This window comes from Granulicella sp. L46, assembly GCF_009765785.1.
GTDB lineage: Bacteria > Acidobacteriota > Terriglobia > Terriglobales > Acidobacteriaceae > Granulicella.
Map to the genome: position 1 here is coordinate 131,212 of NZ_LMUT01000007.1, position 13,014 is coordinate 144,225.

A 13,014-nucleotide genomic window follows, 5' to 3' on the forward strand; every position below is an offset into this window, starting at 1 on the left:
CACTCGGTGATATCGAATTCTTCGACTACGTCATCCAGAGTGGACGCGCCGTGGCCTATCCCATCTATCAGGACACCTACGAGCGGCGTTTGCGGTACTCTCTTCCGAGCGGTTCACAGGCGATCCAGCTGACTACCGACTGGTATAAGGATGCCGCGCGCACCCTTGATTACCTCGCTACTCGATCCGACATCGACAACAGCAAGCTCGCCTACCTTGGCGTGAGCATGGGATCAGCCGGGGGAATCATCTACGCGACCTTACTTCAGGACCGTCTCAAGACGGCCATCTTTCTCGATGGAGGCTATTTCCTTGATCCACCACCTCCCGGCGGCGATCAGGCCGACTTCGCTCCGCGCATGAAAATGCCTGTACTCATGGTGAATGGACGCTATGATTACGTCTTCTCCATGAATCTATCGCAAGACCCCATGTTCGACATGCTCGGAACCCCGGCAAAGGATAAGAAGCACATCGTTCTGGAGACGTCGCACGACGTAACCGAGGACCGGCCACAGCTTGTGAAGGGCGTTCTGGATTGGCTTGACCTCTATCTTGGACAGGTCCACGAGTAGCAGGTTCTTCTGCGCTCTGATAGTGCGTCACCGAGAAGCCGACTCAAGCGGGCCAATTTCGACCACCGCCAGTTGCCTTGACTTTGCCGACTGATCATAGGAGGCGATTCAACGCCAGGCGCCCAGAATCAGGCCCATGACCGTGAGGCCCACCGTCAGAAACCCTCCGTTGATGAGCACGTAACTCCAGGGCTTGTGCTCAAACAAACAGACGATGGCGATTCCCATAAAGCACCACCCAAATCCGGCGAGGAAACCGGCGGTCGCTCCCCAGGCCGCCGTCGTCGTCGGACTATCAAGGAATTTGGCCAGATTGAACGCCATCACCAGGCTGCACAGAAAACTGATCCCAAATATCTTTGCCGGGTTGCTAGCCGGCGGTTGGTCCTTGAAGCCATTGGCCTTCATCCAGGGCGCGGAAAAAATCCGATACCACACACCGCCAAGCGCGAATAATGAGACAGCCGCACCAAGCACCGCCGCATAGTTTATGTGGCTGTTCATCGTTTCTCCCCTTCTCGTGAATGAGCAGATTTGTCCGCGGTTTCAGACATCTCCTTTTGCCAGTCGGTCGGTCCAGCCACAAAACGATGGTGCAGCATTGCGAGTATTTGCGCGTCTCCGGCTGCGAGATACTCATAGGCCGCATCCCATTCTGCTCCTCTCTGCCAGCCCGTTTGCGTCAGGCTCACAAGCGTGCCGTTTCCCATGCTCGTGAACTTGAACACCGCGTGGGTTCGTGCGGTTCGCACATGCGGAAAGCGATCCGGAGCGAGCGCGCTGATCACGATCTCCTGCTCAGGTACGAAGCTCACAATGGTGCCGCCCCCTGTGCTACCGGGAAACTTCACGAGCCAGTCTCCGCCAGGCTTCAACTCGACCGACACCTCGGGCGCAAGCCAGCTGCTCAGCCCCTTGTTAGTCGTGAACGCTTCCCAGACATCATGCACGGAGGCGGGAATCGTCATCTCAATTCTCAACACCTGTGTGGAATCCTCTGTCCGTACGGGACTGGCAACCTGTGCCGAAGCACTCACTGATGCCACAAGAAGGAAGGCGAAAAAGGCAATTCTCATAAAAGCTACCTCACTTAGTTGATCGTTCAAGTAAAGCCATCGTAACCTGAATTGTCAAGAAAGATTTTTAGGGTGCTTATGGCGAATGTAGTTCCGACATCAAAGGTCAAGAAGCCCATCCTCGTGCAGTCCACCGGATCTGTGACTCGACAGCGGCTCATTGAATCGGCGCGCTATTTATTTTGGGAAAGGGGTTTCGCCGGCACCTCGATGGCTGACTTGTTGGCCCACGCGAAGGTGAACTCCGGCAGTTTCTATCATTTCTTCGACAGCAAGGAAGCGCTGCTCCGTGAGGTTCTGGAAAGCTATCTGGTCGCGCTTCATCCGATGATCGTCGAGCCGGCCTACTCTGCGACCACCAAGCCGATCGAGCGCATCTTCGCGATCCTCGAAGGTTATCGCGAACGCATTGTCATGACGGATGCGCAATATGGTTGCCCGCTCGGGCGCCTGGCGCTGGAAATCGATCCGGAAAACCGTCCCGCGCACAAACTCATCGCCGAGAATTTTCGCGGATGGATCGACGCCGTACGTGATTGCCTCCAAGCTGCGAAGCTCCCCGCAGGCACGGATATCGAGGCCCTCGCAACCTATGTGCTTGCCACTATGGAAGGCGGTGTCATGCTCTCAAGGTCCTACGGCTCCGTAGATCCTTTTGATCGGACGGTGAAAGCACTGCGAGAACATTTTCGTCTTCTGATGAAGTAGTTGCCGAAAACGCCGTGTTTCTGGAACGATTTGGTAAGGTTCTAACGAAAGGCGAACTTGCTTTCTTTGGGAGACAGGCGATGAAACGACCGTCGGACTTGCTCTTTGGCGCATGGAATCCCATCGCTCTGTTCACGTCTCGATATTTCGGTGCGAAGAGAACAAAGGCTGCGCTCCCTACCAATCATCGGAAGCAAGCCGAGGAATTAGATCAATTAGCATCGACCATCCAGACACCCGCGGATGCTCGTCGCTTCGTCGATTTCCTGGCCGACCTGTTCTCCAAGGAAACGCCCTCTGCCTGGACAAGGAACTCTCTCCTTGGCCTCATAGCGCGGGCGGAATTCTCTGCGGTGTCAGACCCGCAAAAGACTATCCCCGAGCCGCGCCTTGCCGAAGCCTGGAACGCGTATGTCGACACCATCAGTGCGCCTGAAGATCAGAAGGTAGCCGCCGCCGAAATTCACAACCTGCGAGACGCATTCCTCACAGCTGCCCACATCGCCCGAAATCGGGGTTCCCGGAACTTTTGGGTTGTCCCCTCGATCTACGCCACGCTGCCGGATGGACGTCTGGCCCCTGGTTGCCGCGCAGTGGAATCGATCCGCGTGCTTTGGGATCTCGCCAACATGCCCGAAAACATCAAAGCAGCCCGTGATCGTGCGAGCAAGGGCGTGCTCATGTCCGATCTCTACCGCAAACCACCGCAATCGCCGAGCTCGTCAGCCACAGGGGGCGACATGCTATCGGCTGGTATAAGAAACCCCTATCCCATAGACCTTGCCCAACGAAAGTACATCCAGCTCAACGGCAACAAGGCATTCAGCCGTGCGGTGATCGCGATGCTCACGAAAACATTGTCGTGATCTAGCTTCGCAAACATGCCAATCGCACATGAGGGGTTCCATTGTCCGCTACTCACTAATCGCTACTCGCTCGCCGAGCTTATAAAGGCCGAGTTGCACTACTTTTGTGCAAAACGCTCATCCCGGCCGGCTATGTGTAAGAAAATTTAGGCAAAAGTAGTTTTAAACAGTTCCAAAATAATGAAATCGCATTATGATGGGTGCCTGTCCGCTTTGAATGCTCCGAGCTTTTTCGTTGCCTCACTTACGCTCGGAGCGTCTTCCTTCCAGACTGAAGTTCGCTCGGCAAAGAAATCTCGAAGCTGAACAATACACGACCTGTTCCCGCCGAGGTAAAGCTCCGCGCGGTTGATAGGGCATTAAGAGAGATGACTCCCGGCGCATTGTCTCGTGGCATAACGATTGCCAGAAGGTGTCTTTATGCAATCACCCCAGGCGAAACTCCCCGGTTCACGGGCGCTATTCTTCAATTCATGCGCCGGCGCATGTGGGGATGTGATTCCGCTCCTCGAGTCCCGCGGCCTTCGCGTGACGGAGCGGCGCTTGGACGTCGACGCAGAGAATTACACGGCTTCCGTGCGCCCCGATTGGATCTTCATCGAACACTCGCAGCAGAGTCCGCGGGATTGGCAGCGGATTGCATTCGACGTAAGGCGCGCCAGCCCGGAGACTCCGATGCTCCTACTCGTGGCGGGAGGGTCGGAGGAGACCGCGGTTGCGGCGCTGCGTCTGGGAGTTGAGGATTACATTGCACTGCCGGTTGAGGCGCAGTCTCTCTCCGAGGCGCTGGCACGATGCGCACGGTGCCAGCGGCGCGATAGGCAGTGGGGGCAGGCCGCGGAAAGGGAACTGAACCCGTCGTGTGATGCGATGGTGGGTGCTAGCGAAAATCTGTCGCGCGTCAAGAACTATATGAAGCGAGTGGCTGCGTCGGATTGTACGGTCCTGATTACGGGAGAAACCGGCACGGGAAAGGAACTGGCGGCGGAGTTCATTCACAGTCAGAGCAGCCGCCGCAACAAACCATTCGTCTGCGTGAACTGCGCGGCGATTCCGGATCCACTCCTCGAAAGCGAGTTGTTCGGCCACATCCGCGGCGCGTTCACAGGCGCCGACAGCAAGCGTGACGGCTTGTTTGCATCGGCCGAAGGAGGAACCGTTCTGCTAGATGAGATCGGCGACATGAGCCTCACCGCCCAGGCCAAAATCCTTCGGGTGCTTGAAAAGAAGGAGGTCTCGCGGCTCGGCGGAACGCAGCGGCAAAAAGTCGATATCCGATTTTTGGCGGCTACCAACCAGGATCTTGAAAACATGACGGAGCTTGGCACTTTCCGACGCGATCTTTATTACCGGCTGAACGTCGCGCGCGTTGAGCTACCTCCACTGCGGGAGCGCAAAGACGACATTCATCTGCTGGTCGAGCATTACCGCAAGCTGCTGGGCGGCGATGAAGTCGCCCGTATCTCGGAAGACTGTATGCGTCATCTCAGCCGGCATAACTGGCCGGGAAATATACGGGAATTAAAAAACGTTCTGGAAAGCATCTTTCTGCATTGCACCTCGGATGAGGCCCAAGTGGACGATCTGCCTCCGCGTCTGCTGGATACCTCGCAGGAACCGCGCTTGTCGCCAGACGAGCGAGAACGGCTTGTAGAAGCTCTCTGCGCCACGAGATGGAACAAAAGCCGCGCCGCCGAAAAACTCAGATGGTCGCGCATGACCCTTTATAGAAAGATGGCGAAGTATCAACTCTCGTCGGTGGCCGCATCCCTCCGTGGTGGCGCCAGTGCACTGTAACATCGCGTTACAGTTGTCACATTCGCTTGTGACGCGCGCTATGTCGTTGCTACACCAAGCCTGAATTGACCAAATCCGCTTCCGATTACCACACCGCTCCTGTACAGGTGTGACACCGAGTCCAATCGCGGATCTCTTGTCCCCGCCCTTCATGCTTCATATTTCATACGTTTCACGCGCCGTGCGCGAAGAACGGCGTTGTGGATTTCTGTGGCCACACACGTGCAATTACAGTCGCAGGAAGCCCGATGATGCACGAAGCGCACGAGCACCAAACCGGGGATGAGCTGGAAGCGCGCTACGCAAATTACTTCGACGTGGGCCACAACGCGTTCGAAGTTGTGTTGGCGTTCGGCCAGTACGAGGTTGTAAGTCGGCCTCGTATCCACACAAGAATCATCGCTGCGCCGGCGTACGCCAAGGCCTTGCTCGGCTTGTTAACGTCCGCTATCGAGGACTACGAGAAGTTGTACGGAGAAATTGCTGCTGGGAGCAAACATGAGTGACTACCCGGTGATCAGCGCCGTCAGCCAGACGCTGCGCACGCTGCTAACCGCAAACATTACCGACAGCACGGACAGTCAGATCAAGAACGTGCCGATTGAGCTGCTTTCTCCGCCGGAGATGCAGGAAGTCCACGAGAATCTGGGAATTTCAGTGTGGCTATATCGCGTAAGCCGCATGGCCGACATGCTCAACGAACCCCCGCAGCGAATCAGTGCGACCCAGATCGTCAACACTCCGCTGCCCATACTGCTTTACTACCTGATCACGCCGGTGGCCGACGATCCGTTAACGCGTCACGCGCTCATGGGCAAGGTTCTGCAGGTAATGTATGACCACTCCGTTTTGCGCGGCGCCGATCTCCAAGGAATCCTGATGGGCACGACAGATCAACTGCGCGTAGTTTTGGAAACCCTGACCCTCGAGGAACTGAGCCTCGTGTGGGAGGCGTTGAGCGAGCCTTATCAACTTTCGGTGAGTTACATGATTCAACTGGCGAGCATCGATTCGGAAATGCAGCCCGTACAGTCCTCCACAGTGCTCGAGAGAAATCAGGTGTTTTCGAAAATCCAGTCGGCGAATTGAGGAGTTCGACAGTGGCAAGTAGCTGGACCATCAGCGGCGCAGACGGCACGTTGTACACGGTCACGACCGACGTGACGACGACCTACTATGCGGTGATCACAGGCGCCGTAACGGATGAGACTTTCGGCAGTTTCAATATGCCAGGTTTCGCAGTCGAGCTGACGCGGGACGATCTCCAGAGCAAGAACACACCGGAAGGACTCTACGCCGTCACGGGCCGCCCGGTACTCTCTTTCCCGAAACTGTCTTCGACCAGCTACAAAGTGAACTACACACTCGCAGCCCCGGGTTTTCGTAACTATCCCGTTCAGGTCACGATTCCCGTCAATGCCACTTTCCCCGTGAGCGCGCCGGCGGTGGGGATGCGCCGGCTCCCGGTGCGGCTGCAGGGGCGCGTAGTCTCCGAGTCCAACGGGCTGCCTATCATCGGCGCATCGGTAGTGTCGGTGGACAATCCGACTCCGCCGTCTCCGCCGCCCCCACCTCCTATCCCGCACTCGATGCTGCTGCGGTCGCAGCTCTATGCGGCGCATGTAGTGGGCGCTCCGGTGCAGGCTGTCACGCTCACTCAGACCGGAAATACGCAGCTCGCGCAGCCGGCAGCAGCGGGCACGACCACGGTTTTTCTAAACGCGACGGGTGGATTATCGGGATCGGCTTTCATTCAGATCATGACACCGGACACGACGCTGGTGGAATACGCGATCGTGACGAGCACAGGACCGGCGACGGGCCAGGTCAATCTAGCCACGCCGCTCAATCGCAGCTACGGCACAGGCGCGGCCTCGACGGTCAACTTTGTCACCGCGGCTTTGGCGGGAACCGCGGCGCATTTGCTGGCCGATCCGAATGCCGGCGACGGCATTCTCGTGGCGGATGCGCTGCTCACGGCAACCACCCTCGTGATAGACGATGGATCGCCCGCAGTGGAATACCACGAAGTCGGTGCGGTGACCGACAGCATGGGCTACTACGCCTTCAATGGTGTGGGCCGCGTTCAGGAATTATTTTTGCAGGCCAATGGGGCAACGCCTCCAACGCCGTGGATGATCGAGTTCGATCAGCCAACCAACATTGTGAATTTCAGCATATAGCGATCGTCACAAGGAGAAAGCCATGGGAACGTCGTATCTTTCACCCGGTGTATACATCCAGGAAGTCGATACCGTACAGCCGATCGAAGGTGTAAGCACCAGCGTGACGGGCTTTGTGGGCCTCACCCAGATGGGTCCGCTCGACACGAATCCGCCGGTACTGGTCACTAGCCTTGCGGATTACCAGCGAACCTTTGGCGGATACTTCAATCCGCAATTTTCCTCTGCGCCACCTTTGGGAGGCGAAGCAGGATACAACTTCCTGCCCCACGCGGCTGCGGGCTTCTTCAATAACGGCGGTCAGGTGCTGTATATCAAGCGGGTAGCCGCTTCCGTGGCGAATGGCGGCACAGCTCCGGCTTCCGCCCAGTTGGGCACGCTAGAGAACAACGTTGGCACCCCGACGCTGACAACAACACTGAGCAGCACGGCCATCCCAAGCACGAGCGGGGGAACGCTGTACCTGGCCAACATGCGCGGTATTCAAAACGGCACCACGTTGGTATTGAGCCAGACGAAAAATGGTGTGACCACAACCTCTGGCTCCATCACCGTCGAAAGCTACAACGATGGCTCCCAGTCGGTGAATGTCAACAGCATTCCCGCGCCGTCACCGGCCGCTGCCAACTTCACGAACTACGACTGGCAGTACACCACGGTGCAACTGACCGGAGTCACGGGAATCAACGGTGCGGGTACGGCACTGGCGCCGGCGCCGAACACCTCGGAGTTCCAGCTGCAGGCGTCAAGCCCGGGCGCATGGGGCAGCAACATCCTCGTACAAATCACGCCAAGCTCACGCGGGTCGGCGCAGGTCATCAACCTGGGTAACTACGGCTCCGGAGCCGACAATCTTCTCGTGCTGAATTCCGCGGCCAATATGTACGCGGGCGCCATCATTGAGCTCAACACGGGCGGCACCTTCACGGTGGCCGGAACCCTCACTGGCACACTCACTGCAGGTGAGCTCGTGACGCAGCCTGGAACGGGTGCGTCCGCAACCTTCATCTCGGAAGCAGCGGGCGTCATGACGCTCGGTCCAATCACGGGCGGCCCTCCGAACGGGACCGATTGGCAGGACAGCTCCGGAACCAACAAATTCACTCCGTCGACACCGACTACGCTCCCGGCGCTTGTTCAAGGCGGCAAGTACTACGCCAAGATCGCAAGCATTCAGGGCAGCGGCATCGTGCTAGTCGAGACGCCCGACGCAGGGATTTTCGGTACTGCGATCCCCACCGTCCAAGCGGCTATCGCTGCGGGCATTCGCATCGCGGTCCGCACGTGCGAGTTCAACATCGCGGCATCGTACAACAACACCAATGAAAACTGGACGGGGCTGACGCTCGACAACACCACGCCTTATTACTATGCGAACATCATCAACAACAACTCCAACCTGCTAAGCGTTCCCACAACCGGAGGCGTTCTGCCTTTCGATATCCACACCCAGGACCCGAGTACCATGCCGGTTTCGCAGTACGGCGGCGTGGTGAACATGACGCCTCTTTCCGGCACGGACGGAAGCGTTCCGGTAGCGCTCGACTTCGTCGGCAACGATGGCGGACCGGGAAATCGAACGGGAATCGCGGCGCTGATCGACGCGGCGGAGATCAGCATCATCGCCGCGCCTGGCATTACCGACCAGAACACGCAGATGGCTCTAATCGACCAATGCGAACTCCTGAAGTACCGCTTCGCCATTCTCGATCCGGCACCGACATCGACCGGCGGCAGCCCTGGAATACCGGATATTCAGAAACAGCGCAACCTCTACGACACCCACTACGCGGCGATCTACTATCCGGGTGTGGTTGTTACCGATCCATTGAGCGGCAACCCGCTCACCATCTCTCCGAGCGGTCACATCGCAGGCATCTATGCACAGACCGACGCCACACGCGGCGTATGGAAGGCTCCGGCCAATGTTGTCATCAACGGAATTCTGAATCTGGCAACCAAGCTCAGCAAGGGAGACCAGGACGTTCTCAATCCCGAACCGAACAACATCAATGCTCTGCGGGACTTTACCGCCCAGGGACGCGGGCTGCGTGTGTATGGCGCGCGCTGCATCACCACCGACATCGAGTGGATGTACATAAACGTCCGCCGTCTCTTTATCTACCTTGAGGATTCCCTCGACCAGGGCACGCAGTGGGCGGTATTTGAGCCCAACAACCCGGCTCTTTGGGCACGCCTCACACAAAGCGTTGAGGCCTTCCTCACCACTGTCTGGCAAGCGGGCGGACTGATGGGAGCGACGGCTGCTCAGGCCTTCTTTGTGAAGTGCGACCTGACCACGATGTCGCTGGATGACAGAGAGAACGGGCGGTTGATTATGCAGATTGGCGTGGCGCCGGTGTTCCCGGCCGAGTTCGTAATTATCCAGATCGGACAGTGGCAGGGCGGCTCGTCGGTCCAGGAACTGTAAGAGGAGGGAAGCATGGCAACCGCAGTTCGAAACGATCCTTTACGTGGCTACAATTTCCGCATTGAGCTCGACAACACAAGCGTAGCCTCATTCCGCGAGGCCAGTGGCCTGTCGATGAACACCGACCCGGTGGATTATCGCGAGGGAACAGACACGTGGCTCTCGGTACGAAAGCTGCCGGGCTTGCGCAAGTTCGCCAACATCACGCTCAAGCGCGGCTTCACCACCAACTTGGACCTTTGGAACTGGTACCTGAACATCCTGAACGGCGTTGACGATCGCCGCAACGGCGCGATCATACTGCAGGACGAGCAGCACAAAGAAATTTTGCGCTGGCAGTTCCAGAACGGCTGGATCACCAAATGGGAAGGCGCGACCCTGAACGCCACCAGCAACGACGTGTCCATCGAGTCCATCGAGATCGTGCACGAACGGCTCGAGTTGAGTTTGAGTTAACCCACGCAGAGGCTCCAGCGCATGGCGACTTACGTCACTCCCGGTGTTTATTTCGAGGCCACGGACCAGAACAGTCAGGCACTGACGGTTTTGCGCACCGATATTGCGGCCTTCATCGGGATCGCGCAGATGGGGCCTCTCAATGTCCCCACTCCGGTCAATTCATGGGAGCAATTCCAGAGCGTCTTTGGCAACTATCTTCCCAACGGTTACATGGCCTATTGCGCCCAGGCTTTTTTTGAAAACGGCGGGCAGACGATGTACGGCGTGCGCGTAGCGGCATCGGACACCCAAACCTCCACCGCTCCCGGCGTGATTCAGCCGGCGGACGGATTCTCCTCCATCGTCGTTTCGACCCAGGGATTCGCCGCCGGAGCGCTAGCGACTGCGCGGCAAATCGCGACGGCCGCAGCCGCGGGCATACAACCTCTGTCGCGCGCGGCGTCTATTCTGACGAGCGTCGCCGGATTTCCTCAAGGCTCGGTCGTCAACATTCAGCAAAGTTCCCCCACGGCCTTGACGGACGTTCGTATCGCACAAGGCGTGAACGGGGCGACCAATACGGTGTATTGGGATGCTCCGCTCGACGCGGCATTCGATCTGACTCAACCGATGGAATTTTCCGCGTTTCAGCAGCAGGATCTGCTGATCCAAAGCGTGGCAAGCAACACCATCACCTGGTCGTCATCGCTTGCGAACACATTCAATCTCACACCGCCGATTACGATTGCGACCGGCGCGGCCGATTCGCGCGGCATGCTCTTTGACAGCGGCGGCAATCCCACAATCCTGCTGGAAGCGCAGACTCCGGGAGTGTGGGGCGACGCGTTGACGGTTTTTGTCGCACGGACGAGCCTTGCCGCCGCGACAACGTCTGCGTTGCCGCAGCCACCCACCGGTGCTGCAAGTTTTCTCAATTCGATCGTTGGGTTTCCTGTGGGCACTTTGGTCCAGGCGTATCAGCCAGGGGTGGCGGCGCAGTATCGATATGTCGCCGCAACCGACCCCGGTTCGAACGCCCTGGTGTGGGATACGCCTCTGGTCGCGCCACTCGATCTAAGCGCGGAGATATCATTCGAGTCTGTAGAGTTTTCTGTCAGCGTTCGCTTGAAAGGGCTGGAGCGCGAGATATTCTCCGCCTTGTCTCTGAACCCGAACAGTGCAAACTATGTCGAAACCGCCATTAGCGCCACGACGTCGAATTTCATTCAAGCCACCGACATGCATTCGTCGCTGCAGTATGCCGCCAGGTTGCCGAACCCGACCGCGCCGCAACTCGACGAAGGCGTGCTTTCGTTCCGCGGCGGACGCGACGGCATTGCCGCGCTCACGTTGAGCGACTTTACCGGAGATCTAGGGAGCCAGACGAAATGGGGACTGCGCACACTTGAAGACGTGGACCAGGTTTCCATCGTCTGCTGTCCCGACATTCTGATTGAGCCGAGTCCGGCCGTCATCTATACCGTGCCGCCGCCGGTAACCACAAATCAATGTCTGCCCGGCTCGACGCCGCCCTCCACTGCTGCGCAATACGTGCCGCCACCCGTCGAGGCCGCGCCGCAGTTCTCCCTAAGCGACGTTGCCGCCATGCAGCAGGCCATGATCGCCCATTGCGAAGCCATGCAATATCGCGTGGCTCTGCTCGATCCTCCGGATTTCGGCTACCCCAAGCAGCAAGTCAGTCTTGGTGAAGTGCAGACGTGGCGCAATCAGTTCGACTCCAGTTATGCCGCGTTGTATTTTCCCTGGGTACTGGTTTCCGATCCGCTGCTACTCAACAACCAGATTGTTCGCCGCATTCCGCCCAGCGGCCACGCTGCGGGAGTATGCGCGTACACCGACACCACCGTAGGTGTGTGGCAAGCGCCGGCCAATACCGAGCTACAGTGGGCGCAGGACTTGACCCTTGAGATCACGCCGGCGATGCAGGGCTTTCTCAATCCGCTGGGCATCAATTGCATTCGTGCGTTTCGCGGGCGCGGCCTGCGCATCTTCGGCGCACGCACCCTGTCGAGCGAAAGCAGCTGGATATTCCTCAACGTGCGGCGGCTGATGTGCATGATCGAGCAGGCCATGGAGCTGGCCCTGCAGTGGGCTGTCTTTGAGCCAAATAACTTTTATCTCTGGCAGAAGGTCACACTCGCGGCGACTACTTTTCTGAACACCTTATGGAAACAGGGCGCGCTAGTGGGCAATACGGCGGCGCAGGCATTTTTCGTGAAGTGTAACCAACAGACCAATCCCTTGGCGGCGACCAGCCAGGGCCAAATGTTGGCTGTAATAGGTGTTGCACCCACACTGCCGGCGGAGTTCGTAATTTTCCGCATCGGCAAGACGCAGGACACGCTGGAGGTGCAAGAGCAGCCATGAGTTCTATGTCTCCAACGCTTCCCCCAGATCCATTCCGCGGGTTTAATTTCGTAATCTCGCTCCTCGACTCATCGAGCCTGCTCTCATTTGCGGTTGCGGCACTAACCAGTTCGCCGCTGGCCGGATTCTCCGAGTGCAGCGGACTGGAAATGAGCATGGATATCGAGGACTACAAGGAAGGCGGAAACAACGGAACCATCCTGCACTTTCCCACGCGCGTGAAATGGAGCAATCTGCGCATGAAGCGGGGCATGACCTTCGCCGGCGATCTCTGGCAGTGGCACTACGACTTCTCCCAGGGCGTGGGTACACGGCGCGACGGCATGATTGTGCTGCAGGACGAACAGCAGACCCCTTCGATCGTCTGGTCGTTCACCCGCGGATTGCCGGTGAAGTGGACCGGCCCATCGTTCAACGCCGGCCAGAGCCAAGTGGCGTTCGAAGAAATTGAAATCGCGCATGAGGGAATCACGGTGTCATCGCTGAGCGGTGGATCGTCCGCCGGAGTTTCGGACAGCGCCAGCATTTCTGTATCGGTAACTCTCTGAGGAG

Annotated in this window: 13 protein-coding genes; 11 read left to right on the forward strand and 2 right to left on the reverse strand. The window is 58.0% G+C overall.

Annotation, left to right across the window (positions count from 1 at the left end; genetic code table 11):
• Nucleotides 1–575 (forward strand): S9 family peptidase (locus GSQ80_RS05720; protein ID WP_216850150.1); only part of this gene is annotated, 575 nt, incomplete at its 5' end.
• Between the two features lie 108 nt (nt 576–683).
• On the opposite strand, the gene GSQ80_RS05725 is transcribed toward GSQ80_RS05720, so the two are convergent.
• Both GSQ80_RS05725 and GSQ80_RS05730 read right to left on the reverse strand, forming a co-directional pair.
• Nucleotides 684–1,079 (reverse strand): DUF1761 domain-containing protein, encoded by a 396-nt coding sequence (locus GSQ80_RS05725; protein ID WP_158786689.1) that lies wholly within the window; start codon nt 1,077–1,079, stop codon nt 684–686.
• Nucleotides 1,076–1,681, reverse strand: a complete 606-nt coding sequence (locus GSQ80_RS05730) for an SRPBCC domain-containing protein (protein WP_254059464.1) — start codon at nt 1,679–1,681, stop codon at nt 1,076–1,078. Before GSQ80_RS05730 ends, GSQ80_RS05725 begins: the two co-directional genes overlap by 4 nt.
• A 48-nt stretch (nt 1,682–1,729) precedes the next feature.
• Between GSQ80_RS05730 and GSQ80_RS05735 the strand changes: the two genes are divergently transcribed.
• The 10 genes from GSQ80_RS05735 to GSQ80_RS05780 all read left to right on the forward strand — a co-directional run bounded on the left by GSQ80_RS05735 (nt 1,730) and on the right by GSQ80_RS05780 (nt 13,010).
• Nucleotides 1,730–2,359, forward strand: coding sequence for a TetR/AcrR family transcriptional regulator (locus tag GSQ80_RS05735; protein WP_158786690.1), 630 nt, complete (start codon nt 1,730–1,732; stop codon nt 2,357–2,359).
• An 80-nt stretch (nt 2,360–2,439) separates the two neighbouring features.
• On the forward strand, nt 2,440–3,225 hold the full coding sequence (locus GSQ80_RS05740; RefSeq protein WP_158786691.1) for a hypothetical protein: 786 nt from the start codon (nt 2,440–2,442) through the stop codon (nt 3,223–3,225).
• A 420-nt stretch (nt 3,226–3,645) separates the two neighbouring features.
• Nucleotides 3,646–5,022, forward strand: a complete 1,377-nt coding sequence (locus tag GSQ80_RS05745) for a sigma-54 dependent transcriptional regulator (RefSeq protein ID WP_158786692.1) — start codon at nt 3,646–3,648, stop codon at nt 5,020–5,022.
• A 248-nt stretch (nt 5,023–5,270) separates the two neighbouring features.
• Nucleotides 5,271–5,528 carry a DUF3467 domain-containing protein gene (locus tag GSQ80_RS05750; RefSeq protein ID WP_158786693.1) on the forward strand — a complete coding sequence of 86 codons (258 nt, stop codon included), beginning with the start codon at nt 5,271–5,273 and terminating at the stop codon, nt 5,526–5,528.
• The gene (locus tag GSQ80_RS05755; protein WP_158786694.1) at nt 5,503–6,111 is read left to right on the forward strand and encodes a DUF4255 domain-containing protein; all 609 of its coding nucleotides are present in this window, start codon (nt 5,503–5,505) and stop codon (nt 6,109–6,111) included. The genes GSQ80_RS05750 and GSQ80_RS05755 overlap by 26 nt, the downstream gene beginning before the upstream one ends.
• Before the next feature lie 11 nt (nt 6,112–6,122).
• Nucleotides 6,123–7,205: a hypothetical protein gene (locus GSQ80_RS22885; RefSeq protein WP_174241312.1), complete on the forward strand. Its 1,083-nt coding sequence runs from the start codon at nt 6,123–6,125 to the stop codon at nt 7,203–7,205.
• A gap of 22 nt (nt 7,206–7,227) precedes the next feature.
• Nucleotides 7,228–9,636 carry a phage tail sheath C-terminal domain-containing protein gene (locus GSQ80_RS05765; RefSeq protein WP_158786695.1) on the forward strand — a complete coding sequence of 803 codons (2,409 nt, stop codon included), beginning with the start codon at nt 7,228–7,230 and terminating at the stop codon, nt 9,634–9,636.
• A 12-nt stretch (nt 9,637–9,648) separates the two neighbouring features.
• Nucleotides 9,649–10,092 carry a phage tail protein gene (locus tag GSQ80_RS05770; protein ID WP_158786696.1) on the forward strand — a complete coding sequence of 148 codons (444 nt, stop codon included), beginning with the start codon at nt 9,649–9,651 and terminating at the stop codon, nt 10,090–10,092.
• 21 nt (nt 10,093–10,113) lie between these two features.
• The gene (locus tag GSQ80_RS05775; protein ID WP_158786697.1) at nt 10,114–12,462 is read left to right on the forward strand and encodes a phage tail sheath subtilisin-like domain-containing protein; all 2,349 of its coding nucleotides are present in this window, start codon (nt 10,114–10,116) and stop codon (nt 12,460–12,462) included.
• The gene (locus GSQ80_RS05780) at nt 12,459–13,010 is read left to right on the forward strand and encodes a phage tail protein (protein WP_158786698.1); all 552 of its coding nucleotides are present in this window, start codon (nt 12,459–12,461) and stop codon (nt 13,008–13,010) included. The genes GSQ80_RS05775 and GSQ80_RS05780 overlap by 4 nt, the downstream gene beginning before the upstream one ends.
• Nucleotides 13,011–13,014: the final 4 nt, after the last annotated feature.